This window comes from Actinacidiphila rubida (assembly GCF_900110255.1).
GTDB lineage: Bacteria > Actinomycetota > Actinomycetes > Streptomycetales > Streptomycetaceae > Actinacidiphila > Actinacidiphila rubida.
This window is the reverse complement of the sequence record NZ_FODD01000001.1, coordinates 368,019-393,485: the sequence shown is the minus strand read 5'-3', so window position 1 is coordinate 393,485 and position 25,467 is coordinate 368,019. Positions and strand designations below refer to the sequence as shown.

Annotated in this window: 19 protein-coding genes; 4 read left to right on the top strand and 15 right to left on the bottom strand. The window is 67.9% G+C overall.

Translation table 11 applies throughout. The features are described from left to right. Positions 1–4: 4 nt before the first annotated feature. The 7 genes from BMW99_RS41095 to BMW99_RS01635 form a co-directional block, all read right to left on the bottom strand. Positions 5–691: a hypothetical protein gene (locus BMW99_RS41095; RefSeq protein WP_069462372.1), complete on the bottom strand. Its 687-nt coding sequence runs from the start codon at positions 689–691 to the stop codon at positions 5–7. A gap of 90 nt (positions 692–781) precedes the next feature. Further along, positions 782–1,393, bottom strand: coding sequence for a hypothetical protein (locus BMW99_RS01655; RefSeq protein WP_141726022.1), 612 nt, complete (start codon positions 1,391–1,393; stop codon positions 782–784). Positions 1,394–1,700: 307 nt separating this feature from the next. After that, a complete protein-coding gene (locus tag BMW99_RS40610; protein WP_141726023.1) occupies positions 1,701–2,222 on the bottom strand; it encodes an SMI1/KNR4 family protein in 522 nt (173 codons plus the stop codon). 16 nt (positions 2,223–2,238) lie between these two features. Then, positions 2,239–2,388 (bottom strand): hypothetical protein, encoded by a 150-nt coding sequence (locus tag BMW99_RS41090; RefSeq protein WP_176735411.1) that lies wholly within the window; start codon positions 2,386–2,388, stop codon positions 2,239–2,241. 563 nt (positions 2,389–2,951) lie between these two features. Continuing rightward, positions 2,952–3,875, bottom strand: a complete 924-nt coding sequence (locus BMW99_RS01650; RefSeq protein WP_218159290.1) for a DUF6881 domain-containing protein — start codon at positions 3,873–3,875, stop codon at positions 2,952–2,954. 119 nt (positions 3,876–3,994) lie between these two features. After that, entirely contained in the window at positions 3,995–4,399 is a 405-nt protein-coding gene (locus tag BMW99_RS01645) for a hypothetical protein (protein WP_069462375.1), read from the bottom strand. A 229-nt stretch (positions 4,400–4,628) separates the two neighbouring features. Further along, positions 4,629–5,147: an Imm21 family immunity protein gene (locus BMW99_RS01635; protein ID WP_069462377.1), complete on the bottom strand. Its 519-nt coding sequence runs from the start codon at positions 5,145–5,147 to the stop codon at positions 4,629–4,631. Positions 5,148–5,375: 228 nt separating this feature from the next. Here BMW99_RS01635 and BMW99_RS39000 point away from each other — a divergent pair, with 228 nt between their 5' ends. Beyond that, positions 5,376–5,891: a site-specific integrase gene (locus BMW99_RS39000; protein WP_322900193.1), complete on the top strand. Its 516-nt coding sequence runs from the start codon at positions 5,376–5,378 to the stop codon at positions 5,889–5,891. Between the two features lie 140 nt (positions 5,892–6,031). On the opposite strand, the gene BMW99_RS01625 is transcribed toward BMW99_RS39000, so the two are convergent. The 4 genes from BMW99_RS01625 to BMW99_RS01610 all read right to left on the bottom strand — a co-directional run bounded on the left by BMW99_RS01625 (position 6,032) and on the right by BMW99_RS01610 (position 8,343). Continuing rightward, positions 6,032–6,460, bottom strand: coding sequence for an Imm1 family immunity protein (locus tag BMW99_RS01625; RefSeq protein WP_075016087.1), 429 nt, complete (start codon positions 6,458–6,460; stop codon positions 6,032–6,034). Continuing rightward, positions 6,457–6,915 (bottom strand): DddA-like double-stranded DNA deaminase toxin, encoded by a 459-nt coding sequence (locus tag BMW99_RS01620; protein ID WP_075016086.1) that lies wholly within the window; start codon positions 6,913–6,915, stop codon positions 6,457–6,459. Before BMW99_RS01620 ends, BMW99_RS01625 begins: the two co-directional genes overlap by 4 nt. A 338-nt stretch (positions 6,916–7,253) precedes the next feature. Then, a complete protein-coding gene (locus BMW99_RS01615) occupies positions 7,254–7,586 on the bottom strand; it encodes a hypothetical protein (RefSeq protein ID WP_069462379.1) in 333 nt (110 codons plus the stop codon). A gap of 169 nt (positions 7,587–7,755) precedes the next feature. Beyond that, complete coding sequence (locus BMW99_RS01610; protein WP_141726024.1) at positions 7,756–8,343, bottom strand: hypothetical protein; 588 nt, start codon at positions 8,341–8,343, stop codon at positions 7,756–7,758. A gap of 799 nt (positions 8,344–9,142) precedes the next feature. Between BMW99_RS01610 and BMW99_RS42605 the strand changes: the two genes are divergently transcribed. After that, positions 9,143–9,265 (top strand): hypothetical protein, encoded by a 123-nt coding sequence (locus tag BMW99_RS42605; protein WP_256090223.1) that lies wholly within the window; start codon positions 9,143–9,145, stop codon positions 9,263–9,265. 400 nt (positions 9,266–9,665) lie between these two features. Here BMW99_RS42605 and BMW99_RS01605 read toward each other — a convergent pair whose 3' ends face one another. Continuing rightward, entirely contained in the window at positions 9,666–10,436 is a 771-nt protein-coding gene (locus BMW99_RS01605; RefSeq protein ID WP_069462381.1) for an IS5/IS1182 family transposase, read from the bottom strand. Between the two features lie 171 nt (positions 10,437–10,607). Here BMW99_RS01605 and BMW99_RS01600 point away from each other — a divergent pair, with 171 nt between their 5' ends. Next, a complete protein-coding gene (locus tag BMW99_RS01600; RefSeq protein ID WP_245791123.1) occupies positions 10,608–10,949 on the top strand; it encodes a hypothetical protein in 342 nt (113 codons plus the stop codon). Positions 10,950–11,170: 221 nt separating this feature from the next. Here the strand turns inward: BMW99_RS01600 and BMW99_RS40605 are convergent, their stop codons facing one another. The 3 genes from BMW99_RS40605 to BMW99_RS01590 all read right to left on the bottom strand — a co-directional run bounded on the left by BMW99_RS40605 (position 11,171) and on the right by BMW99_RS01590 (position 23,606). After that, the gene (locus tag BMW99_RS40605; protein ID WP_141726025.1) at positions 11,171–11,812 is read right to left on the bottom strand and encodes a hypothetical protein; all 642 of its coding nucleotides are present in this window, start codon (positions 11,810–11,812) and stop codon (positions 11,171–11,173) included. Between the two features lie 7 nt (positions 11,813–11,819). After that, complete coding sequence (locus BMW99_RS41085; protein ID WP_176735414.1) at positions 11,820–22,841, bottom strand: LamG-like jellyroll fold domain-containing protein; 11,022 nt, start codon at positions 22,839–22,841, stop codon at positions 11,820–11,822. Positions 22,842–23,087: 246 nt separating this feature from the next. After that, positions 23,088–23,606, bottom strand: coding sequence for a type 1 periplasmic-binding domain-containing protein (locus tag BMW99_RS01590; RefSeq protein WP_079138230.1), 519 nt, complete (start codon positions 23,604–23,606; stop codon positions 23,088–23,090). 200 nt (positions 23,607–23,806) lie between these two features. Between BMW99_RS01590 and BMW99_RS01585 the strand changes: the two genes are divergently transcribed. Further along, on the top strand, positions 23,807–25,348 hold the full coding sequence (locus BMW99_RS01585; RefSeq protein WP_075016084.1) for a DUF2079 domain-containing protein: 1,542 nt from the start codon (positions 23,807–23,809) through the stop codon (positions 25,346–25,348). Positions 25,349–25,467: the final 119 nt, after the last annotated feature.

Genomic DNA, 25,467 nt, shown 5'->3' with positions numbered 1-25,467 from the left:
CCGCTCACCGTGGTCTCGGTGAACGGACACCGCAGTTCCAGCACGTCGTCCGCCCGGAACCGCGCGACACCGCCGTCCGTACCCTGCGCTTCCGCCGTGGACCCGTCAGTCCGTCCCGCCACCGCGCCCTCCCTGAGGTCACGGCCATCATCACAGAGACGACCGCGCTGCTTTCCCGCCCCCCTGTCACGGCGCCGGGGCGTTCCAGCTTCGCGCGCCGGGTTCTCGCGAGCCGGAGGTGACAGTTGAGCTCACGGTCGGCCTGGCCGACGGTGAGCCCGAGCCAGCGTTCGGTGGACGGCACGTGCCACACCTGCATGCTCACCGCCTGCATACACAGCGAGTTCAGGGGCTCGGGCGGCGCCTCGACGTCCGGGTAGTCCGCGTCGTCGAGCCCGAGAAAGGGCCGCAGGTCGACCACGGCCGGGCTGCCCCATCGCACGGTCAGCAGCGCAGCCAGTGCGCTGAGCTCCGTCTCCAGCTCCTCCTGGGCCTCCGTGAGCGTCTCCGGATCCCGAGCCTCCCAGAAGTCCCGGCTCTGCCGGAGCACCGCAAGGTGGTGTCCGGGCCCTCCCCAGCCATGTGGCGTCGCGGACCGGCTCTCCTCCGCAGGGAACGGCAGAGCGATCAACGTGCCGATGATCGACACCTGCTCCTCGGTCGAGCCTGCGGGCCCACGCTGGAACGGCATGGCCGGAGTGTAGGGCGGGGCCGGATGTCGTGCCCAAGGGATCATCGCGGGCGGTCGGCCCATGCCGGGCACCACTTGCGCCCAGGGCCGTCAGGAGTCCAGCCCGCCGCCGGCGTCCTCATCGGTGTAGCAGCGGGCGATGACGTCGGCATAGAGCGAGGCGAAGGCGGCGGAACGGTCGAGCGCGACGTTATCCAGGGCGTCCTGAGCATCGCGCGTCCGGGCTGCCCACTCCAGTTCGCCGAGTGCGGCCGGCTTCCATCCGTCCTCACCCTCGTAACCCTCACGGCCCATCTCCTCGTGGGCCTCGGCCAGTTCCTCAGCACGCTCGTAGGCTCGCGCCAAGGCCTCCCCGTTCTCCGGGCACGAGAGGAACGCCAGCACCTCGTCGGCGAACACCAGATGGTCGAAGACCTCCGCGGCGAACGGCGGGCCATCGGGGTCGCTGTCCTCCAGCCCGGCCTGCACCACGTCCTTGAGGTCAGCCACGCGGGCGTCCGGGGCATGCCCCGCGAAGACCTGCCTTGCCACCTGTGCCACGTCACCCAAAACCCGCTGCTCACGCGGGAACCAGGGCGAGAAACGGCGGTCGCCGTGAAATCCCGCGTACCGCACGAGCAGCAACGCCGCCGCCCTGCGCCGCTCCTCGACATCGCGGCCCAGCACGAGTTCCACGACCTCCGACACCTCGATCACCGTCAAACACCCTTTCTCAAGCGCCAGCCATCCAGCCCGACGCACGGACCGCACCCCCACACCCGATCGAACTCGCGCTCACGCTGGTCCTCTTGGTGGCACGCGAGGCGGCCGATGACGGCTATCAAGCCGAAGGTATGCCGCACGCGGTGGCGATGAGGAGACTACTTCGCTCCGTTAGCCGGCCTGCTGTGCCGCCGTCCGGAAGACCCACGCGGACACAGCTTGCTGTCCCCCACCCCGGCCAGGCCGCAATGGTGGACCAGGACCGGGGTCGTACCGGCTTCCGCATAGGCACGTGCACGGAGACGCATTACGCATGGGCAGTAAAGGTGACCGGGGTCCGTCCCGGGAAGTTCCTCGGGAACAACGCGAAAGTCACTTCTCGCGCCAATGTCGCCGTCAGGAATGAGACAACGCCACCGTCAAAGAACTCCCACAGATCATTCCTTGCGGCATTCAGTGCGATCGTCCAACTGTCAGGCGAATGTCGCGGCCTGGTCACCCAATAGATGGTGTCGCCGTTATCCGTCACTGCCACCGCAACCAATTCGCTCGGATCTGCCGGGATCACTTCACCATGGTCGACACAGGTCTTCAAGATCTCCCGCGATCGAGCAACTCGGGATTGCAGTCGAATGGGTGCGAATTTCGTGACGGGCTGCAGAACTTCAAGGAATCCATCGATAGTACCGGGACCATAGTTCTCCACAAGCCACTTGTAGTCGGATGGAAGCTCGTGACCAAGTTCGGCCTCGACCTGGTCCCATGGAACCACGCCTGCGGCCCGCGCGACCGGCTCCACCACTTCCCGAAACCTCTGCGTATCAAACATGGCTTCCTACGATTATTCATGCACGTGGAACGTTCCAGCCGGACCGGGGAGATCCATTGTTGGCCTTGCGGGCCTCGATCGCCTTGCGGCTCAGATGGTCGCCGCCGAACTCGACCTGCTCAGCGCCGCAGTTGTGCACCAGGACCGGCGTGTCCCCGGGTTCCACACAGTACGTGTGGAAGCTGGGCTGTTCCTGCCTGCGCTTTCATAGGTGAGTAAGGAATCAACGGTCCCTCTGTGTCCCCGGATGTGCGGTGGAGTGCATCGTGGTCGCCGTCACCGCTACCGTCAACAGCTGTGCCTGCTATGCGGATTGCCGACCGGCCTGCCGGCACAGGACCGGCCGGAGTCGATGGGTCCCTCTTCGGTCGGCGCCTTCGCCGGGCCACGGTTCTCCAGGAGCCACCAAGGCTCACACCGTGACACTGGCCTCGCGCGTTCACGCAGTGGGCTGTCCGAGGCGGGACCGGGGCCGCGGCGAGTTGGGGCGGCTGGTGAGCCGTCACTTATGACCGGCGGGTGGGCCCCCGCGGGCAGCAGGAGGCGAGCACCGCCGAGTCGATCCCCCACTGATTGGTATAGCGATGCCCGCGAACGGACTCTGCACGCGTACGACGGGCCAGCCGATTCATCAACAGAGGCCAGCCCCTCAAGCGCCAATGCTGACGCGGAGTCTTGTCCGGCGCCCCGACACAGCACTGGGCGGGGACAGCGCCGGCAAGCGCGCGATCACTGACCGATGAAGCCGGTGATCCCTTCCTTCCAGCGTCGCTCGAAGAATTCCGCAGACGTCTCCTCAACATGCAGGTCGTCATCGGCCTTGAGTTCCGTCCACGACGGAACACGATTCGAGCCGAGCTGCACCCCGGCCCGGCGCGGGTGCTCCCGATCGACGCAGACGAGTCGGCCGTCCATGTACTGAGCCACCTTGCGCAGCTCATAGCCTTCTGTCCCGATCTCTGTGACGAACTCGAACGGCTCGTCATCGGCCGCCAGAAGACTCATGGAGATCATGTACCAGGGCCGGGACTCTGCACCCTGTTTCCGCCGGAGTCGAGCGGCCAGCGTCTGCTGGGGGCGAAACGCGCGACTGCGCACGCAGTTCGGCGCCAAAGACCCACAAGTCGGCCAAGTGCATTGCGCACCGCAAGGCCCGGAAGGCCGCCATCGAAGCGCAGCAGCCACTTTCGACAGCTCAGCCGTCATCGCGACGCCCGCCGAAACCAGCTGATCGGCGTGCCGGACGACCGCCGACGGATCGCGTTCCCCCGCGAACAGCACACGCGCATCCTCGCGCTGTGCACTGCGCTCCAGCTCCGCGAAGTCGGCGACACCCGGAGACGCAGATGCCCGCGCCTCCTCCTTCACCAGTCGGGTCAGCGTGCTCCATACCCCGACCGCCTGCTCCGAGATTCGCGTATCTGCCGAACCCGGCTCCGCCTCTCCAGCCCCAGCCGCGGTCAAGGCCATGCTCGCGACGCTCTGTTCGAAGAAGGCAGGACGGCCGAAATCCTGCAACTGGCCAACTGCCTCAGAGAATTCATCCAGACTGATCAGTACGCCGTCCGCGATCTCGCCGGAGCCCAGACAACCCCGAATGACCTCGTCGACCGGCTGCCGTATGCGCGATTCGAGCACCGCCAGCAGAGGCATGTATCGAATCAGGCAGAAGGCGCCGCTGGTCACAGTTGGTTCTCGCATTCCGTCAGCCCTCACAGCGACCCTGAGTAGCGCGACGGATTGACCGCCGCTCGAAACACTGAGTATCATCCTCAGCTCATTGCGTCGGTATATCCCAGGAACCACTGCCCTGGAATGGTCGCGCAGATCGGTTCAACGTGGTCGTAGTCAGCCGGAATGAGTATCTTTTTTTCTGGCGTCCCGCGGATCGCGTCGAGTGCGGCGACGAACGTGCGGCCCCAGGCCGCCGACTCAACAGCGATCAACGTGGTGTTGCCGCCACCCCCGGCGAGTTCGGCGTTGCGCAGCCACACCACGCCCTCCCTCCTCCGGAAGGACGATTCAGAGGTAGCGGCGTTCTGTCCCTGCGCACGGCCGAGATCCCAGTCGACGTGATCGGCGAACCGACGCGTGAACTCCCACACCGAGGCCACCGTGTCGCTACCCGGCCCACCGATCAGGTTGGGCAGAGCGATCAGGACAAGCATCGCCGCCATGTAGCGTTAGTAACCCCACCCTGCGGGCCCCTCCTCGAACGTCTCCAGGTAGTCACCGGCCACTTGGCTCACCTGCCCCAAGAACGACACGTCGTCCGAAGCCCACGCACCCTCCCCCACCACCCGCACGACGTCCGAGAACCGGTCATCAGCAGGTATGGAGGGGCAATCGACCGTCCCGCTGGCCGCGATGGCCGAGTACTTCACCACCGCGCGTGATTTAGGTGAACTATCCCTGCGGAACCAACTGCACCAAATTTACCCAGACGTCCAGCTCTGGCGCCGGCTCAACATTCGCAATTCTCACCAGAGTTCGACCGGGAGGGAGGGAGAAGTTGATCCTGTCCGATTCGCTGATTTCATCCCCGGCGGCCGCAGCATCAAACAAAACGTAATCTCCCCCGCTCTTCCAGTAGAACATGTCACGCCAGGCCACACGAGGAAGTGCATCGTCGATCGCACCAAGGAGATCAGTCCTGGCCGGTTTGGCCACTTGCTGCACAAAAAGGGAACTCTCCGAAACGTACGTTGTGCGCAGTGGCCCGCTGTTCAGAACCAGCATGTCCCGGCCTGTCAAGTCGATCAATCCAACCTGATCGGTGATTTCACATGCACGCCAGTAGTCCGTCTCCTCCTCCTCGATTTCGTTCCCCTCGCTATCGACTTCCTCGCCGCCACGCCAGGACGCAAGGAAATCCTCTCGCACAGCGATCAAGGGGCCTCCAAGAGATCGAACCCACCTCACCATGCCTGCTTCCTTCCGATGGTCGCCAGTTCACCCTGTTCACCCAACAGGATGAACTGCCCCGCAATGTCGCCCGGAACGTCAAACTCAGCCCGGCCCGCCACCGGCGCTTCGAACCGCTCACGGCCGACGAAGCACGCGGCTTCCTCAAAATGGCCCGGCGGGACAAACCCCGGACCCTGTGGTGGCCCTGAGAGCCGGACTGCGACGCGGTGAACTGCTGGGCCTCACCTGGCCGACCTCGAACCGGCCGCCGGCACCCTCAACATCCGCCGCAGCCTCCAGCACAACCCCGCCGGAGGACTCACCCTCTTCCCCACCAAGACCAGGGCTGCCGAACGACGCATCGCTCTGCCCACGGCGTGCCTGGTCGCCCTCGAACAACTCCGCCAAGAGCAGGAGCATCAACGCACCGCCGCTGGAGCCCGGTGGCGGGAAGGCGGCCTGATCTTCACCACCCGTGTCGGCACACCCCTCGACCCCAGCGACATCGCCCGTCGATTCACTGGATTACTCGACCAGGCAGGCATCCGACGCATCCGCTTCCACGACCTCAGCCACACCTGCGCCACCCTGCTCCTGGAACAGGGCGTCCAACTGGTCACCATCAAGGAACTACTCGACCACGCCAACATCGGGATCACCGCCCAGGTCTACGCCCACGTCCGCCTGCGCCTCCAACACGACGCCTCAACCAACTCACCGACGTCCTCCAGGACGGCGACGATCCCGACGACCCGCCCGTGATCAATGCCCCACCCAACTGACCACACCACGCAGAGACGCCGGAACCCCCACCACGAACCGCGGGTGGGGGCTCCGGCGTCCGACGGCGTTGCCGTCAAGCGCCCTTAGGCGCAGGCCCCGCCCAAGGGCACCGCTTTTATTTAAAACTCTTCCTCTTGCCATTCGATGCACGTTGGAACCTGACCGCCGCTGCTGAGAAACTCCTTCACCGCCTGACGGACAAGCGCGATGGGAATTTCCGAGCCCGGCATGAACTCCCGCACATGCCCGAGGAGCATATATTCGCCGATTCCGCCATCCATCGAGCCTTTCGATACATAGCCGTCATCGGCCGCGAGGGTCAGCGCCCCCATCTGGGCGACCCTATCAACCCCAACCGCCAACTCGTGATCTCGATATCCCGATGGCATCGTTGGGCGATCAAGCGAATAGACCACAGCGCAATTACGATCATGTTGTCCGTTCAGCAAGGCATCAATGAACGAATCCACGTCATCCGCACTGACGAGTAGAGCGGGAGATTTGGTGTGCTCGGGCTGAAACTGCGCCTCGAGTCCCTTGATCGTCATCCAATACCTCCGAAAAGATGACTCGTCATCTCGCCCGTGTCTTTGTCACGCCAGTGCACCCTCAGCGTCTTGCCACCCAACAGCGAGTCCAAGGTGTTTGGGCAAGAAAGGGCGGGTGCCGCCTTGACGGATGGCCCTTCTTCATTATTGATCACCACTTCGGCGTGATCAACCTCTTGCTTTTCCATCATGTCGACCACCTTCATTTCGACGTGGTCGGCATCTCCCCAGTCAGCCCTGCTATCCCATTTGCCCAGACCCCAGAGCCGGTCGGTGATAGAACGCTTCGTCGCCTTGGTAGCGGGATCGCTACCCCGTCCGCTGACTATGGTCTCGTCGCTGAGCGTACTGCGCCCGCTCGTCGGGCCTGCGTGATCTGGCCGAGAAGGCAGCTTCGCCAGTTCACACTCGGCATTGAAGTTGTGGACGAGTACCGGTGTGGCCCCAGCCTCCACATAGTACGTGTGGAAGCCGGGCCGTTCCCGCCTGCGTTTTCGCAGGTGGAGGAGGCGTCAACAGTCCGTCGGCGTCCGTCGATGTGCACTGGCGTGCGTCCCGGTTGCCGTCGCCATTACCGTCAACGGCCATGCCTGTTGTGCGGGTTGCCGACGGGTCGACTGGCAGACGGCCAGCCGGAGCGGGTGGGCCCCTCCTCGGCAAGGCAGCTTCCGGACAGCGTTCTCCAGGAGCCGCCAAGGCTCACCCCGTGACGCTTGCGCCCGGCCTTGGCAGCCCTTGGAGGTTCCCGGCGCTTCTCCAGAGCCCGGGCCGTGAAGGGACTCACCCGCGGCAGTTACTGATTCCCGTGCCACGACGCACCCGCGCACGATCGCTGGCAGCGCCGCACTTTCCCGCCCCACACGACCATGCCGAGAGGGCGTTCGAACTGGGCGATCGCACAGCCTCGGAACTCAACTCCGTCCAAGTCGAACCCTGACAGGTCGACATCGGCGTTGACGATCTTCCTTGGCCCGATGACCGTTGCTCGCAGCCACACCCGCCACCCGAACTTCCTGCGCATATCAAAAAATTGATGACCTGAGAACGAAATCGTCATCACGGGCGGGGCTCCGCCGTCGAAGGCGGAGCAGTCGGGATACGCTACGCGCTTGATCAGCAGCCCCACACTCCTGAACACATCTCAATGCGATCTCACACAAAAGACCCTGGGCCCCCGTCGCGAACTGCAGTGAGAGCCTCGGCGTCCGTCATTAACGCAAAAGCCGGTTCGAATCGAGAGCTACCACCAGCAAAATAGGACAGGAAACGACTCCAGCCAACACACTCAGATCCCGTCAACCCTGATAATGATGGATGTACTCCAAGAATCTCTCGGCGTATGCCTGCGCCAGTTGACCGCCGATTTCAATCAGCTCTTCCACACCCACCCCTGACTGAATAGCGCGCATATCGGCAATCTGCCGTTCGAACTCCAACTGCCCCAACGGAGAGGTGGGCGTGAGCTCAGGATCGTCCTCCAGCCCACCCGCGATGGAATATGCACTCAATAGTGCGTCAAAGCAAACCGATCCACTGACATCAGGACGCTCCCAGGTCCGGACAGCGTAATCCGCCGTTGAAACGAGATCGATGAACCACGGCTCGATCTCCTCTGGGTCTTCAAATGGGGATTCATCCGGCCCCAAGAGTTCATTGAACCGGGCACGAATTGCAGTGCTGCTCACGACCTCGCCGGCGGCCTTCCTCAAGCAGTAGTTGTATGCATCCTGGACAACCTGTTGTGTCGATTCAGAGGTCACCTCTTCTCGAGCATCCGCCATGAACATCCGCCTAAACCTTGCGAGCATCAAGGTGGCGACTGCGCCACACTGTCGATCGGCCAGCTCGGCGAGCATACTCTTTACAAGAGTTCGATTGAACATGGCGTAACCTATCTAGTTGTCCCAAACAAGCTGTTCTAGCGCCAAGGACAGACTGGACGGTTAGCGACGCCTGCCACCGGCGTCCATCCCTTGGCTTTGATGTGAGCTGGTGCGCTTGTCTCAGCATCTTCAGCTGTCCTGTCAGCCATCACTTCCCCGTCTTGCAAACCATCACGGATCAGCCGGTCCAGAATTCGGTTTGGATCACGCTTGCTAGTGCTCCAGCCAACCACATCAACCGGATTTCCCTCGTCGTCGATTGCCCGAAGATAGCTGTTGACCTCCGCCCCTGGGCACCCTTGGGGAGCAGCCCGTGGAGGTCGTCCACGCGAGACTTGAGCTGTGCAGCGATTGCCTCGTTGCAGTTGTGCACCAGGACCGGCGTGGCCCCCGCCAGCACATAGTACGTGTGGGAGGCGGACCGTTCCCGCCTGCGTTTTCGCAGGTGAGGGAGGAACCAATGGTCCGTCAGCGTCCGTCGATGTGCACTGGGGTGCGTCCCGGTTGCCGTCCCCGTTGCCGTCAAGGGCCGTGCCTGTTGCGCGGGTTGTCGATCCGGTCTACCGGCGCACGACCGGCCGGAACGGGTGGGTCCCTCCTCGGTCGGGCAGCTTCGCCGGACCAGGGTTCTCCAGGGGCCGCCAAGAGGTTCACGGTGCGGGCCACCTCGATCGGCATCCGCACCGCAAGCCGGCCAGGAGCACGTCCAGCCGGAGCGGAACCAGCCGCCCGGGCCCCGGAGGCTCGCAGCCGGACCAGATCCGCGGTATTCAGCCGGGACGGCACGGTCTTGATGCGTGTGCCGTCCAAGCTGCACATCTTCGACCAGGGCGGACACCGCCTGCGGACGGTGCCCCGCACCACCCGCAAGGAGGTGACCCGCTTCAAGGCCTACGGCACGAAGAACCGCACAACAGGCTAGGAACCGGAAAGCATCAACCGACACACAACCGTCAAGCCTCATCTGAAGCTAGACATCCAGTACCGGGGCTTCAATGCCTCTGCACATGCTCAGCGTGTTGCGGCTCGGTGTGCCAGGGCCAGGAAGGTGACCGAGCGAGCGGTCCACTCGATTGTGGTTGAGGCGTGGTGGGCGGTGTAGGTGCGGGGCTTGCCGGCCCGGAGGCGTTCGGTGGCGTCGAGTTGGCCCGTGGTGAGCCATGCCCAGGCGTCGTGGGATACGGCGCGGTCAAGGGCGGGTGTGATGGTGCGCAGGGCGATGCGGATCCACCGGATGGCGTCTGCGGCCGTACCTAACTGCTGTCCCGTAAATGATCATCGGGTCGCCTCAAGCACGGTTGGCCGCTGTGCGGCCCGCTGACCTACCCGGCGAGGGTGAGGTTGTGCATCCGGGCGATGCCGGGCATGGCGTGTTGGACACCATCGCCCTTCAAGCGGCAGTCGCGGAGGACCTTCCAGGTCTTCATGCGGGCGAAGACGTGCTCGACGTGGGCGCGGACCTGCTTGTGGGACTTGTTGTGTTCCTCTTTCCAGGCCGGGAGTTCACTCTGGCCGCGCTGGCGGCGGTGCGGGATGACGAGTCCGGTGCCCGGGTAGCCGCCGTCGGCGATCGTAACGGTGTTGCCCACGGCAGCCTTGGCGCCGGATTCCTCCCGGGCCTTGCAGTCGTTGCGGTTTCCGGCGAGCGGTCGGCCGACCACGACAACCAGGCGGGTGTCAGCGTCGATGACGACCTGGTGGTTGGTGGAGTACCGGTAGTTCTTCGAACGCTCGGCGAGCGCGTGGTCCCGGGTGGGGACCAGAGTGCCGTCCACGATGAGCACGGTGTCTTTGGCGAACCGCTTGCGAGGCTGGAGCGCAAGCATCGGCCCGAGGTGGTCGATGATGCGGTCCGCGGCCGACTTGGACACCCCGAACAGCGGGGCAAGTTGCCGCATGGTCAGGTTCGTGCGCCAGTAGGCCGCGACCAGCAGGGCCCGGTCCTCCAGCGGAAGGCTCCACGGCCGGCCCTTGCGGACGGCGCCCGCACCCTGGCGCCTCAGAACGGTCACCAGCTTCCCGAACCGCATCGGACTCAGCCCGCTGAACAGGGCTATCCAGGACGGCTCCGACGCCGAGATCACACAAGCCACGGCGAGATCGTCTCATCTTGATGATGGTGCAGGGCCGCAAGCCTCTGACTGGACGCATCTCGGTCGCCCCGACGGATTCGGCATGAGAGCCTCACGCCCGTAGCTACTGAAGCTGAGGTGGGAGAGCTGTTGCATCAGCGTGGCTGGCGGACAGCATTCACGGTTGCTGACATGGTGCACGCGTGGGCTGTCCTGGTGGGCGTGATCGAGCATGGCTACGACGACGACATCTACGAGTACACCAACGACCTCTACTGCCGAAACTGGCTGCACGAGGCATGGCTTTTGCTGGACGAACACATCGTTCAGCTCTGGACCTCGCAGATCAAGGTTTCTAGACGACCGGTACAGGGCCGCACCGTGGACGACGACGGCCAAGCACTCGACCAGTTCCACAGGCGGCCCGGCCCCGAACTGTGGTGGTGGCGGCGCCACCCCCGCGTTCTCACCGGAGACCTCGGGCGTTCGCTTCGCTCGGCCGGTGCCATCGGCGCCGACCCGGACACGGCATGACCCTCAGCCTCGTGGGATTACGGGACAGCGCTTAGCTATCCGACGGGGCGCGACAATTACCTCATCACCTGTCACCTCAATGACAGCAAGAGTCTAGTTTCTACCACGAGCGACGCTGCAGGCGTTTCAATCCGCGCGCACAGGCCATCTCCAAGGTTGCTCTTTCCGGACGCAGGCACCAGACAATCCGGCCCACTCGATCGATGGGGGCTCTTTTTCGCTCACCCTTCAATCTCAATCACTTCTCGCACTGCATCCATGTATCTTCTGCCAATTTCGCGAGAATGCTCCCGAATCTGGGAAATTACCGCATCCGGGACAGAGGGAGCGGCCACATCCAGTCCAGCACCCTGCAAGGAATCCAGGAATGATGAATCGGCCTCTAGCTCGGAGCGTACGAGCGGCCCAGGGGACGGAAGCGGTTCTCCTGCGCGATAGATGACTGACCCTCCCCCCGAGAGAGTGAAGTCGAACGACCCCAAAAGTGATTCCATTGTACTAGCTGCAAGATCGGCCTTTGAGAAATCCGGGCGCAGGGCGGACTCTAAAGCCAATCCCAATACATCGATGGCCCGCGCAGCGTAGAATCCCCAGCCAATGTCAGGCTCCTCCTCATCAGAGTCGGCTATATCCTCGACGGCTTCCAATGCCTCCGCGCAGGCGTCCTCGTCAGACTCCGACGACATTCCCGAGGTCACAACTCCCCAAACAGCTCTCAGGGAATCCTTCGCCCAGGTTGATTCTTCCACTTCGACGAGAGCGGCGTAGATGCCACCGACGCGCTCTGCAGCAGCCGCACAGTATGCGGCCAAAACCACAGTCGAAGCACTCTCAAGTACTGAAATGTCTCGATGTCTGGCCATGGACAACCTAACCCTTCGGAGACCAGAACAATGTATATGGAGAGTTCTGCGCGGCATGGCCTCGTATCCCCGCGCCGCCGATCTCCAAAGTGTCTACATTGAGCTGCTCAGGATCGAGAATCATCGGAAGGCATCTGTCGTTGCAGAAGTTCCTCGAAGCCGCACCGAAGATTGCATGCTCATGCTCCTGTAGGCCATTCAAGATTGCCTCTTCGGCATGACCGGCACCCTGCACGAACTCCTCATTGGCCCGCAGAGCGAAGTTCGCAGGCATCGGCCCAGAGCCGTTGATTCCAATCCTCATCGTCAATTTCTTTTCCAGGGAATTCCAAACCCCAATGACGGCAGTCGTTCCCTTCTTATCGGCGTGCGGATAATCAGTCCGCCCCGACTGCAGCTCTTCTGCTCGATCCATAGCCAGACGCGCATCATCCTCAGTGGCGACATCACAGTTATGAACGAGTACCGGCGTCGCGCCAGCCTCCACATAGTACGTGTGGAGGGTGCCGATGGTGAGGTCGTAGGTGGTGGTGTTGGCGTGGTAGAGGCGGACGCCGGTGACCTCGGCGGTGCCGGTCGGGGTCTGGAGGACGTCGCCGCTGTGGAGTTCGCGGGCGTCGACGAAGGACGAGCGGGTCTCGTCGTAGAAGGGGTGGTGGAAGGTCGTCGTGAGGTGGGCGGCCTTCTCCGTCGCCCCGGACGCGGACGGCGCCGCTGAGGTGGCAACCGCCGGCGACGTGTGGGCGACGATCGCGGCCGTCGGCGACGTGTGGTCTGCGCCCGCGTGATGCGTGCCGGCCAGCGCGCCCAGCACCGCCGCCGACGCGGCCAGGCCGAACGCCGCCTTCTTCGCGGCCTTCGCCGCGACCGTCTTCACCGCGGACTTCGTCCGCGCCTTGATCGTGAGGTCCACGAAGTCGTGGTCGGTCGTCGTGACGATGACCGCGGTGACCTTGTGCGCCTCCGTACCGGCCACACCCGGCACCGAGTTGGCGATGGTGTCGCCGACCTTCACCTTGTCGATGGACTTGGTCGAGCCGTCGGCGAGCAGCACCTTCGTGCCGCCCGTGAAGCTGTGCTTGGTGCAGCTGGGCCCGTCGCCGTCCGCCGCCGAACCCGACTCCTCGGACGCCGCCTTCGCCGCGGCCTCGTCCGTCGCGTCCGCCGCGCCGCTCTCCGCCGCTTCCGAGGCGCCCTTGCCGAACAGTCCGCCGACGGCCTCCATCGCCTTCGGGGCGACCTTGCCGAGGATCTTGCCGCCGAGCGAGCCGAGCGCACCGCCGATCGCGCCCGTCACCGCACCGGTCACCGCCGACGTGGCGAACGCGCCCGCGCTGCACGCCGATCCGCCGTGCTGGGCGCAGTTGAAGCCCTGCTCGACGAGCGAGCCCGCCGCTCCCGCGGCCGCCGCGCAGCCGATGGAGCCGACGCCCGCCGTCACCGCCTCACAGCCGGCGAACACCGCGGTGGAGACCACGAACGAGGTGATGGCCGCCGCGTGGTGCTTGGCGTACGTCGCGGCCGTCTTCACGGCCTTGACCGAGGCGTGGTACGCGGTCCGGACGGCGCTCGCGGCCTTGTGGATCGCGCTTCTGGCCTTCTTCATGGCCGAGTGGACGAGCGTTCTCGCCTTCGCGACCTCGCGTTGGACCCTCCGTTTGACCGCGTGGTAGGCGGAGGTCACCTTGCGCACGGCCGCGTGGTAGTAGCGCTTCACGTGCCGCGCCGCGTAGTGGTAGATGCGGCGGGCCCGGCGCACGGTGGCGTGGTAGTAGTCCTGCACCCGGTGGACGGCGTGGCGGACGGCGTGCTTGGCCGCGTGCACGATGCGGTGCACGATCGGCGGCGTGTAGTGGTAGACGAACGAGCTGAAGTCGTCCCAGCTGGAACTGAAGCTCGAGCTGAACGAGGACGTGACCGAGGAGACGGCGTGCGTCGCGGCGTGCCACAGGCTGTGGAAGCCCCAGTGGCCGCTCGGGTCCGTGCCGTCCAGCGGGTTGTCGCCGAGGTAGGCGAACGGGTTGGCGGCCGCCTCGTTCGGGACGGGGTTCAGCGACGCCGAGTCCTTGTTGAGGAAGGTGCCGGTGGCCGGGTTGTACCAGCGTGACGCGGTGCCGACCTTGCCGGTGTCGGCCTCGGTCCAGCCGGACTGGAAGCCGAGCAGGCCGTTGGTGCCCGCGGTGGCCGTCACGTTGCCCAGCGGGTCGTAACTCGTGGACCCGTTCAGGGCGGTGGCGCCGGAGGCGAAGGTGCCGATGACGTCGTCGTGCGCGTCGGTCAGCGCGAGGGTCCCGCTGCCCGGTGTGCCGCCGGCGTTGACGCCGACGAGTCCGCCGGACGGGTCGTAGCTGTACCGGAACGCGCCGTCGGAGGCGATGGTGTCGCCCGCTCCGGAGTACTGGAACGTGCGGGTCGACTGGTCGGCGGCATTGGTGTCGGTGATGTTCCGGCCGGCGGCGTCGAGCGTGTAGGAGTGGCCGGCCGCGGTGATCTGGTTGCCGAACGCGTCGGTGGTGTACGCGGCCGTGCCCTGCGTGGAGGTGTCCGACGTCATCGTGCCGCGTGCGGAGTACGCGTACGTGTGGACGCCGTCGGAGGTGAGCTGGTCGCGGGCGTCGTAGGTGTAGACGTTCGAGCCGACCTGGATCCGGTTGCCCGAGGCGTCGTACGCGTACGGCGTGGTGGTGGTCCCGCTCTTCCACGAGGTGAGGCGGTCCGCGTAGTCGTAGGTGTAGGTGTTGCTGGAGGCGCCCGCGACGCCGGCGGTGTTCTTGCTCGTCAGGTTGCCGTTGGCGTCGTAGCCGTAGCTGATGGCGGACAGCGTGGAGCCGCCCTGGACGAGGGTGTCGCCGGTCAGCGCGTGCGTGCCGTCGTAGGTGTAGGTGCGGGTCTGCCCGGTGGCGCCGTACTTCACCGAGTTGACCTGGTCCATCGTGTTGTAGCCGTAGGTCAGTTCGGTGCCGGAGGACGCGTCGTCGAGGGTGTGCAGGCGGCCCGCGGTGTCGTAGCCGTAGGACGTGGTGCCGGCCGCGTCGGTGCGGGTGACCGGCGAGGAGTCCTGGTTGTAGGTGAAGCTGGACGATCCGGCGGAGCCGTCCGCGGAGAGCAGGTCGCCGCGGTCGTCGTAGTTGAACGACTCGCTGGTGGCCGCCTGGTGGTCGCGGGCGCCGACCGTGCCGGCCTCGTCGGTGCTGGCGGACTTGATCTGGCCGTCGGCGTCGTAGCTGAACGACCGGGTGGCCGTCGCCGCGTCGGCGCCGCTGCCGGTGGCCGTCTTGAGGTTGCCGACGGAGTCGTACGTCATCGCGGTGGTGACGCCGCCCGGCTGGGTGCTGGAGACGAGCTGCCCGTCGATGTCGTAGGCGTTGGTGGTGGTGGAGTCGGCCGCCGAGGAGTAGTCGGCGGTGGCGGGCGCCCGGACGGTCTCCTGCTGGCCCCACGGCGTGTAGGTGTCGTACCAGGAGTTGCCGCGGCCGTCGGTGTAGCGGGTCTGGTTGCCCGCCGCGTCGTAGCCGAAGCTCGTGGTGATCGACGCGGTGTCGGAGACCGGCTGGACCTCCTGCGTCACGGTGCCGGCCGCGTCGTAGGTGAAGTGGGTGGTGTGGTGGTTGGCGTCGGTGGACGCCAGCACGTTGCCGGTGCCGTCGTAGACCTGCGAGGTCCCCCGCAGCAGGGTGCCGTTCGCGTCGTACTGCTCGCTGGACGTGGGCTGTCCGGCCGGGTCGTACTCGGTCTGCGTCCAGGTGCTGTCCGGCGCGGTGACCTTGGTGCGCTCGCCCTGGTAGTCGTAGGCGTACGAGGTGGTGTTGCCGGCGCCGTCGGTGACGGCGGTGGGCTCGCCGGCCCGGTTGTACGCGTAGGACGTGGTCACGCCGCCGGGGGTGGTGGTGGACGACAGGAACGCGCCGTACGGGTTGCCGGTGGTGGGCGCGTACGAGTTGGTGGTCGTCAGGGTGGTGGCGGTCGGGAAGCGTTCGAGGACCGAGGAGGTCAGCGGCCGCCCGAGGTAGTCGTACGTGGCCTGGGTGACGCCGCCGTTCGCGTCGGTCACCGACAGCGCCTCGCCGTTGGTGTCGTAGACGGCGTGGGTGCTCGTGCCGTCCGGCAGCGTGGTGCGGGCGACGTCGCCGAGCTGGTCGTACAGGTAGTGGGTCGTCTCGTTGCCCGGCGTGGTGACGCTGGTCTGGTTGCCGTCGCTGTCGTACGCCCAGGACGTGGTCGCGGTCAGCGGGGTGGACGAGCCGGCCGGGGTGTAGGGCGGCAGCGTCTCGGAGACCTTGTTGCCGTCGGCGTCGTAGGCGGTGGTGGTCTGGTCGCCGTTGGGGCCGACCTCCTCGACGGCCTCGCCGTAGGTGTTGAACCCGCTGGTGGTGACGGGCCGCTGGGTGGTGGGCGCGCCGCCGCCGGTCTCGACCTGGACGGCGGGGGCGGTGGTGACCGCGAGGTTGCCGGCCTCGTCGTAGGAGTAGTCCGTGGTGTTGAGGTTCGCGTCGGTCATGGACGTGGCCAGGCCGCGCTTGTCGTACGCCCACTTCGTGGTGCTCACCGAGGCGGAGCCGACGGTGCCGCCGGAGCGGCCGTTGCCGTACAGCTTGGTGACGTCGGCGGCGCTCAGGGCGCGCGGGTAGACCTGCACGTTGGAGACCGAGCCCGGCAGGAAGTCGGTCGCGTTGCCGTTGTACTTGGCGGCGCCGAGGGTCAGCGGGCCGCCGGCGCTCCACGGGGTGGTGGTGGTTCCGCTGCCGGACAGGGTTCCGTTGACGTAGATCTGCAGGCCGCCGGTGGCGGCGTTGTAGACGCCGACCAGGTGCGTCCAGGCGCCCGCGGCCGGGACGGCGGTGGAGTAGGCCGACGGGAAGCTCGGGCCGGTGGTGTCGGCGTTGGTGGTCTCCATGCTCCACAGCGGCGCGCTGGTGTGCGCGTAGTTGTACTGCAGCATGAAGGCGCTGTTGGTGGTGCCGGACTGGGAGACCACGGTGGCGTTCCCGGTCGGCAGCGAGGCCATGTTCACCCACGCGGACACCGAGTAGGAGGCCGTCGTGTCGACGACCGGGCCGTTGGTGGCGATCTGCTGGCCGCTCGTGCCGGCGAAGGTGGCGGCGCCGTTGTTCCAGGTCACGCCCGAGCCGACGGCGGCCGTGTAGCCGGTGCCGGAGGCGTCCGGGACCGTGGTGCCGGAGGTCTGGTCGAGCTTCCACCAGCCGGAGGGGTGGCCGGTCGTGTCGCCGTAGACGCTCTCGCTCAGCTGGTCGCCGGCCGCGTCGTAGGTGTTGGCGGTGGTCGTCTGGTTGCCGGACGCGTTGCGGTCGGTCTGCGTGGCGACGAGGTCGTCGGGCGTGTACGAGACGGTGGTGGTCCGGTTGACGCCGGTGGGGTCGACGGTGGTGGCGGTGGTGCGGGACGCGGCGTCCACGGTGTGGTTGGTGACGGTGGCGCCGTTGTCGGTGGTCTCGGTGAGGAGGTTGCCGGCCGCGTCGTAGGTGTTGGCGGTGACGACGCTGCTGCTCTTGCCGTCGGCGCTGGTCTTGGTGATCTTCGCCGTGAGGCCGTTGTCGGTGTACGTGTACGAGGTCGTGTTGCCCATCGCGTCGGTGATGGACGCCAGCCGGCCGGCCGGGTCGTAGGCGCGCGAGGACTCGGTGAGCAGGGTGGCCGACTGCGGGTTCACCGGGTCGCCGGTGTACTGGATGCCCTGGGTGAGCAGGTGGCCGTCGTCGTCGTACGTGTACTGCGTGGTGGTGCCGGAGCTGGTGACCTCGGTGGTCTTGTTGCCCGACGCGTCGTACGTGTACGTCGTGGTGTTGCCGTTGGCCGCGCCGGCCGCCTGGTTGGCGTCGCTGTCGGTGAGCACCTGGTCGTACTGGTTGTACGTCTGGGTCTCGGTGCGCGGGGCGTCGCCGCCGGAGCCGTCGGCGACGGTCTGGGAGAGGACGTCGCCGTCGGCGTCGTACGCGGTGGTGCTGACCGCGGCGTGGGTGGCGCCGGTGACGCGGTCGGTGATCCGCGGGTCGCTCTCCTGCGTGACCTGCCCGGCCGCGTCGTAGACGTAGCTGGACGTCAGGCCCGCGGGGTAGGTGTCGGAAACGGCCTTCTTGGTGAGGACCTGGCCGAGTCCGTCGTAGGTGTACGAGGTGACCAGGCCGAGGGGGTCGGTGGTCGAGGCGACGTCCCCGTTGTGGAAGTACGCCACGGAGCTGACGGCGCCGCCGGGGCTGGTGGTGCGCACCGCGAGGCCCGCGGGCACGTTGCCGGTGTCGGCGGCCGGGAAGGCGCTGGTGCCGTCGCTGTAGACGGTGGAGGTGGTGCGGCCGGCCGGGAAGCCGGCGACCGGCGGGGTGGTGATGCCGGTCTCGTCACCGGTGGTGCTGTAGGTGTGGGTGGTCAGGTAGGTGGTGTCGGTGGCGGACACCGAGCGGCCGTCCCGCTCGGTGAGCAGCACGTCGTTGCGGGCGTCGGCGGTGGTGAGCTGCGCCGTGGTGTCGTCCGGGTAGTACGTGTAGTACTCGGTGGAGCAGTGGTTGGCGGCCTGGTCCTGGCAGGTCGTGGAGGACACCACGTTGCCGCGCGGGTCGTGGCCGGTGACGGTCATCGCCCCGTTGGGGTCGACGACGGTGTGCTCGAAGCCGCCGGTGTCGTAGCCGAAGCTGGTGGTGTAGCCGAGGCCGTCGGTCTCGCTCAGCTGCCGCTCGTTGTTCAGCAGGTCGTACTTGTAGGTGGAGACGGCGTTCGCCGGGGCGGGGCCGGTGACCTTGACGGTCTCGACGGGCAGCAGGCCGGCGGAGTTCTTCGCGGCCTCGAAGTGCGCGGCGGCGTCGTCGGAGGTGAGCGCGGTGCGGTAGGTGGCGGCTTCGGCCAGCGAGCCGTTGAAGTACGCCACGGTGCCGTTGGTCAGGCCGCTCCAGCCGGCGCCGGTGGTGCCGGCGCCCAGGTAGGTGACGGTGCGGCTGGCGTTGGTCAGGGCGGCGGTGCCGGTCTTGGTCGCGGCCTGCGTGCCGTCCAGGTACAGCGTCTGGGAGGTCCCGGTGGCGCTGATCAGGGCGTGGTGCCACTGGCCGTCGATGACCGTGCCGGTCGTGGCGAGCTGGACGGAGCCGGAGGTGGTGTAGAAGCCGCCGTAGAGCTTGCCGTCGCTGCCGATCCACAGCTGGGGTGTGGTGGAGGAGACGGTGCCGCCGATGGCGGCGGTCTGCGAGTTCATCAGGATCGCGCCGCCGTGCGTGGTCTTGAACCACAGTTCGGCGGAGGCCGCGGTGTGTCCGGTCTGCACGTCGGGCACCTGCACCCACGACGAGGTGCCGTTGAACGTGGCGGCCTTCTGGTCGCTGAACGGTCCTGTCTGGCCGAGGGTGACGGCGTTGTACGTGCCGGTGCCGCCGCGGGTCTCGTCGAGCGCGGTGGTGGCGCCGGCGGCCTCGCCGAGCCGGAAGTAGGTGGCGGGCGCGCCGCCGAGGACGGCGCCGCGGTAGGTCTGGCTGGAGCCGGCCACGGTGGGCGTGGCCAGCTTCCACACGCCGCCGCTCTCGTCGGTGAGCTGGGTGAGGGTCGTGGTCGCCGCGTCGTAGGTCATGGCCTGGTAGGTCTTGCCGGACGGCCGCTTGATGCTGCTGAGCAGGCTGGCGGCGTGGGTGCCGTAGCCGCGCAGGGTGGTGACGTCGGCGGCGACGAGCGGGCGGTCGAACCAGGCGGCGTCGGCGATGGCGCCGTTGAAGTACGTGGCGGTGCCGGTCGGGTCGGTGCTGCTCTGGTGCGGCTCGTCCGGCCAGTTGCCGCCGAGGAAGCCGGCGCCGAGCGTGTTGTACGGCTGGTTCTTGCCGAAGGCGACGCCGGGCTTGATGGAGACGCTGCCGGTGACGGAGCCGACCTTGGCGCCGTCCAGGAAGAGCGTCTGGGAGTTGCCGGCGGCCGACAGCACCATGTGGTGCCACTTGCCGTCCGCGACGGAGGCGGTGGTGCTGATCGGCGCGATGCCGCCGCTGTACCAGAACTCGGCCTTGAGCTTGCCGTCGGTGCCGACGTACGCGGCCGGGGTGTAGGCGCCGGGCGAGTCGCCGGCGGTGACGGGCTGCGAGGCGTAGGAGTAGAGGACGCCGGGCCCGGCGGAGGTCTTGAACCACAGGGACAGGGCACCGGAGTCGGTGTCGTTGCCCATGTCGAACGGCATGGTCGCGTAGGAGCTGGTGCCGTTGAACAGGGCGGCGGTCGCGGTGGATCCGGTGAGCGGGCCGGTGCCGGCGGCGGACCCGAGGGTGACGCCGCTGTAGGTGAGGTTCTCGGTGCCCTGGTTGGCGAGGACGGCGTCCTTGCCGGCGGTGCCGGACGCCTCGGACATCGGCCACGCGGCGTGCGGGCCGAGGTCGAGGGTGGCGTTCTGGTACTGCGAGCCGGCGGTGTAGCCGTAGGTGGTGCACTGCGTGGTGGAGATCGGCGAGCACACCGTGCTGAGCTGGTCGCCGGTGTAGCCGTAGGTCCAGGTGAGCGCGGAGGTCGAGTCGGTGGTCACGACCGGGTCGGTGACGACGGTCGCGACGTGCGCGGCGCCGGCGCCCGACGGGGTCTGCCACGTCAGGTGCAGGGCGCGGCCGGCGGTGACCGAGGTCATCGTGGTGATGTGGCCGCCGCTCCAGCCGAAGGTGACGGCGCGTCCGTCGGCGTCGGTGACGGAGGTGATGCCGTAGCCGCCGGAGCCGAGGGACTGGGTGAAGGCGTAGGCGGTGTCGTTCTTGTCCGTCAGCGAGTAGCCGCCGGTGACGGCCTTGAAGGTGGCGAAGCGGCCGGAGGGCGGCGAGTAGGTGCCGTCGCCGTTCTTGCCGAAGCCGACCTGGGAGCCGTCGGGGTAGGTGACGACGTTGCCGACGACGGCGCCCGCCGCGTTGTACTGCTCGGTGGCGCGGGCGTCGAGGACGCTCGACCAGCCGGCGCCGAACGCGCCGGTCCAGCGGGGGTCGCGGGAGTTGTAGTCGCGGTCGATGTCCAGGCTGGGGCCGGCCACCGAGATCGTCGCGTCGGTGTCGGACGTCGTGTAGTTGCCGATGGACGGGTCGAAGCCGTGGTCGCTGCTGTTCTGCGACAGGCCGGAGGTCACCAGGGGCTGCGGGACCTGGATGGACATCGCGTAGTACGTGGCGCCCGAGTACAGGCTCGCGTCGTACGACTGGATCGTCCAGGAGTAGGTCTGGCCCCACTTGAGCTTGCCGGCGGGCACCGTCCAGTCGCCGGTGGCGAGCAGGCCGGAGTCGGCGACCTTGGTGTTGGTGTTGTCGTAGACCTGGAAGTCGTACTTGGTCGTGGTGTTGGCCTGCGAGTTGGCGCCGCCGGACCACGCGGTCAGCTCGGGCGTGGTGGTGTACTCGACGGCGTTGTTGTCCGGGTACTGCTGGTACACCTGCGGCGGCGTCGTGCCGGTGTAGGTGACCGTGATGTACGGGCCCTTGCCGGCGTCGCTGAACGAGCCGAACTGCTTCCAGTGCAGCGCGTCGGTGGTCGCGGCGTACACGGCCAGGCCGTAGTCGGGCGTGGTGCCGTTCACCCAGCCCTGGATGGCGGAGACGGTGAGCGGCACGTCCAGCCAGTCGCCCACGGTGCGGTCGGCGCCGGTGTTGGCGCAGGCGTTGGGGACGCTCGGCGTGAGGTTGCCGATCGACGAGCCCTTCGACGGGCCGGGGTAGGTGGTGACGCCGGTCGGCGTCCACGCGCTGGTGACCAGGGCGACGTCGAACCGCTCGGCGGTGCAGGTGGAGGCCCACGTGTCGAACAGGTGCAGGTCGGCGGCGGTGACGGTGACCTTGGAGCCGTCCCAGCCGCCGTACCAGTGGTTGACGAAGGAGTTGGCGGAGTGGGTGCCGGAGTCGTAGGAGCCGACCTTGACGGTCTGCTCGAACGAGTGGTCGCCGGTGTTGCCCGACTCGGCGTAGGTGGTGGTCCAGCCGTCGGTGATGGTCGGGTCGACGGTCACCGGGAAGACGCGGGCCGGGTCGTGCAGCCAGGCCTGGTCGAGGGTGACCTTCAGGGCGGTGGTGCCGTGGTCGCCGACGAGCGCGTACTGGACGGCGTAGGTCGTGGTGGGGTCGCCGGAGCGGCGGTCGACGCGGGAGTCGTAGGCGTACGCGCGCGGGATGCGGGCGGTGATCTTCCCGGCGGCGTCCCGCAGTTCGACGGAGCCGTCCTTGGCGAGCGACGGGGTCAGGCCCTGGAGGGCCAGCGGGAAGGTCCAGGAGTTCGCGGTCTGCGCGGAGTGCAGGACCACGGCCTCCTTGACGCCGTTCGCCGAGGCGGCGGCGACGAGGTCGGTGCCGGGCAGCACGCCGGGGTAGGTGACCGCCTTGCCGTCGGCGGCGAGGGTGCCGGCCACCGGGGCGGCGCCGCCCAGCGCGTAGCCGACGGACGTCCCGCTGCCGGTGGTCAGGACGGCCAGGTGCGGGTCGCTCGCGCGCGGGGCGAAGGCGACGCCGAGGGAGTTGGCGCGCTCGTGCAGGCTGCCGTCGGCGCGGCGGCTGAGCCGGGTGTCGATCGGCAGCCAGTTCCCGTGCGCGTCCTGGTAGTTGACGGCGTCGAGGGAGACCTGGCGGGTGTGGGACCCGTCGGCGTTGTCGTAGACGGTGACGGTGCGCCCGGAGTGGGCGGCGTCCCGCTTGCTGGTCTTCGCCGACCAGCCGCCGACCACCGCACTGCGGCCGGCCTTCACCGACTTCGCGTACGGGTGGTAGGCGTCGAGTTCACCTGGCGCGTGGCCCGGCGGATGGCCGACCCCGCCGCCCGCCCGCGTGGACGCGGCGGTCGCGCGGTGGCTGCGGCCCGCGGCGGTGCCGCCCGCCTGCCGCGGCAGGTGGTTCCAGTGCGGGTGCTTCAGCCAGCTGGTGAGCGACGACAGGCTCGGCATCGACAGCGCCGGGAGCGTGGCTCCGTCGGCCGCGGCCTGATCCGTCGCCAGCGTGAACGCGAGGGCGACGAACGCCAGCATCGCCGTGCACCGCATCCACACACGGCGGCGGGCGAGGCGTCGCGACGAGCGACGGAGGAAGGATGCGCGCACGGCACAGGCTCCTGACAGAGTCGACACAGAAAACGCGCAGATCTTGCCCGGAGCCGTCACGCGGAAGAAAGGTCTCCCAAAGGATTTGTAGACATTCTTTGCCTGTACATGGTCAACCTCGCGAGACTGCGCCGATTGCCCCGTTTCACTCCGGGCACAGTCTTTACTCCGCCCCCATTGACGATCTGGCGTATCGTCATATGACAGCGAATCATTCCGCTTTTCCGACCGGGGACTTCGGCCGACTCAGCCCTTGAGTGCCGCCTCGACCGCGGAGGCGACCCCGGCGCGCGTTCCGGACACGGCCGTCACGTTGGACAGACCGGCGGGGCCCGCGCCGACCACCACGAAGCGGGTGCCGGGGAACCGCTTGCCGGCCGCGGCCACCGCGCCGTCCGGCGCCGCGCCCACCGTCAGCACCACGGTGCACTGCCGGGCCGCCAGCGTGGACAGGTACGGCCCCGCCGCGGCCGCGCTCTGCTCGCCGGCCATCGCCAGGTACGTGACCTTCGCGTGCGTGCGCGCCGACGCGTCCTGCATGCCCGCCCACACCGGCACCGCGGCCGGGTCCGCGATCCCGCGCTCGCCGGTCAGCAGGCACGCCTGCTGCGCGGTGTAGACGCGGGCGCGGGGCGGCGGCAGCGTACGGCCCCCGCCACCGCCGGACACGGCCGACACCACCACCGCCACCACGACGCCCACCACGACCAGTCCCCCGCCCAGCACCAGCAGCAGGCGCCGGTGCGCCCCCATCCACGCCTTCACGGCGGCCCTCCCAGGAATCCGGCGGCCGCCCCGTCCGGCGGACCACCCGTCGAGGCAGGGAGCCTACGGCGCGCGTACGCCCCCGCCGCGGGAGGGGGTGACCGCGTATCTTTCGACACGGACATTTCCTGCACAATCGACGCACAGCGGATGAGAACCGGCCGGTGCCGGGAGCGTCCGCGAGACGAAGAGGGAACCGCATGGACCGAGCCGAGGCCGTCCTCCCGGGGCAGACCGCCATCCCGGCCCAGGCGGCCGACACCGCCGCGGACCCACCCGCGCCGCGCACCGGCCGGCCGGACCCGTACCTGCTGGCGGCGGCGTTCTTCTGCGCCTACACGGCCCTGTCGGTGTCCCGGGACCGGCGGATGCTCACGATGTCCTGGGACCTGGGCATCTTCGAGCAGGCCGTGAAGTCCTATGCCCACCTCCACGCGCCCGTCGCCGATCTCAAGGGGCCGGGCACGAGCGTGCTCGGCGACCACTTCAGCCCGGTCACCGCCCTGATCGCGCCGTTCTACCGGGTGTTCCCCACGCCCGTCACCCTCCTCGTCGCACAGGCCCTGCTCTTCGCGCTGTCCGTCGTCCCCGTCACCCGGATCGCGGGCCGGGCGCTCGGCCGCGGCCGGGGGCTGGCCATCGGCGTGGCCTATGGGCTGTCGTGGGGCGTGCAGCGGGCGGTGGACTTCGACTTCCACGAAGTGGCGTTCGCGATGCCGCTGCTGGCGTTCTCGCTGGAGGCCGTGCTGCGGCGGAGGTGGGCCGCGGCCCTGTGGTGGGCGGTGCCGCTGGTGCTGGTCAAGGAGGACCTGGGGGCCACGGCCGCGATGATCGGGCTGCTGGTCCGGCTGCGGACCCGGCACGAGCGGCGCGAGGAGCGGGCGGGTCGAGCCGATTCGCCAGGTGAGGCCCGCCGGGCGGCGGGGAAGGGGCGGGCGGGACCGTCCGGGTCCGCGGGGACGTACGCGCTGGCGCTGGTGGCCTTCGGTATCGCGGCGTCGGCCTGGGAGGTCCGGTGGCTGATCCCGATGTTCCACGGACCCGGCTACGACCCGTTCGCGCACATCAACGGGGAGGGGGCGGTGAGCGGGCACATCCCGGTGGTCACGGCGGCCCACACCCTGCTGTGGCTGCTGGTGCCGGCCGGCGGCCTGCTGGCGCTGCGCTCCCCGCTGCTGCTGGTGGCGCTGCCCACCCTCGGCTGGCGGTTCTCCTCGCACTACCCGGAGAACTGGGGCACCGGGTGGCACTACAGCGCGGTGCTGATGCCGGTGGTCTTCCTGGCCCTGGTGGACGCGATCACCGCGCTCGAACGGCCGGGCCCGCGGGGCGTGTTCGGCGCCCGCCGTGCCGGGGACCGGCTGCGCGGCTGGGCGGCGGCGATGCCGGCGGCGTCAGCCGGCGCGGCGCTCGCGCTGACCGTGCAGCTGCCGCTGGCCGGGCTGGCGCACGCCGGCGCCTACCGGGTCGACGCCCGCACCCGGACCGTGGAGCGGCTGCTCGACCGCATCCCGGACGGTGCGACGGTCGAGTCCGACGTCGGCCCGCTGAGCCGCCTCGTCCACCGCACGACGGTGTACTGGATCGGCTCCGGCGAGGACGTCGTCCCGCAGTACATCGCGCTGGGCGACACCGCGGGCTGGCAGGACGACCCGGTGCGCCACGCGCAGGCCCTGCACCCCGGCCACCGCTACACGGTGGTCGCCGACCAGGACGACTGCCTGGTGCTGCGCCGCGTGTGACCCGCGGCACGCACTCCGGACCCCGTGCGGCCCGCATCCCGCCGGCTCCCGCCACGAGGCCCGGCCGACGCCGCGCCACAGCACCCGGCCCGCGCCCGGCGGACGTACCGGCTGCCGTG

Excerpts from the sequence above, each read along its gene's own strand:
- BMW99_RS01610 (WP_141726024.1), bottom strand. The coding sequence starts at position 8,343 with ATGTTCAATCGAACTCTTGTAAAGAGTATGCTCGCCGAGCTGGCCGAT.
- BMW99_RS01600 (WP_245791123.1), top strand. The coding sequence starts at position 10,608 with ATGGTGCACGCGTGGGCTGTCCTGGTGGGCGTGATCGAGCATGGCTAC.
- BMW99_RS01625 (WP_075016087.1), bottom strand. The coding sequence starts at position 6,460 with ATGACGATCAAGGGACTCGAGGCGCAGTTTCAGCCCGAGCACACCAAA.
- BMW99_RS40610 (WP_141726023.1), bottom strand. The coding sequence starts at position 2,222 with ATGTTTGATACGCAGAGGTTTCGGGAAGTGGTGGAGCCGGTCGCGCGG.
- BMW99_RS01635 (WP_069462377.1), bottom strand. The coding sequence starts at position 5,147 with ATGGTGAGGTGGGTTCGATCTCTTGGAGGCCCCTTGATCGCTGTGCGA.
- BMW99_RS01585 (WP_075016084.1), top strand. The coding sequence starts at position 23,807 with ATGGACCGAGCCGAGGCCGTCCTCCCGGGGCAGACCGCCATCCCGGCC.
- BMW99_RS01645 (WP_069462375.1), bottom strand. The coding sequence starts at position 4,399 with ATGGCGGCGATGCTTGTCCTGATCGCTCTGCCCAACCTGATCGGTGGG.
- BMW99_RS40605 (WP_141726025.1), bottom strand. The coding sequence starts at position 11,812 with ATGGCCAGACATCGAGACATTTCAGTACTTGAGAGTGCTTCGACTGTG.
- BMW99_RS41095 (WP_069462372.1), bottom strand. The coding sequence starts at position 691 with ATGCCGTTCCAGCGTGGGCCCGCAGGCTCGACCGAGGAGCAGGTGTCG.
- BMW99_RS01650 (WP_218159290.1), bottom strand. The coding sequence starts at position 3,875 with ATGCCTCTGCTGGCGGTGCTCGAATCGCGCATACGGCAGCCGGTCGAC.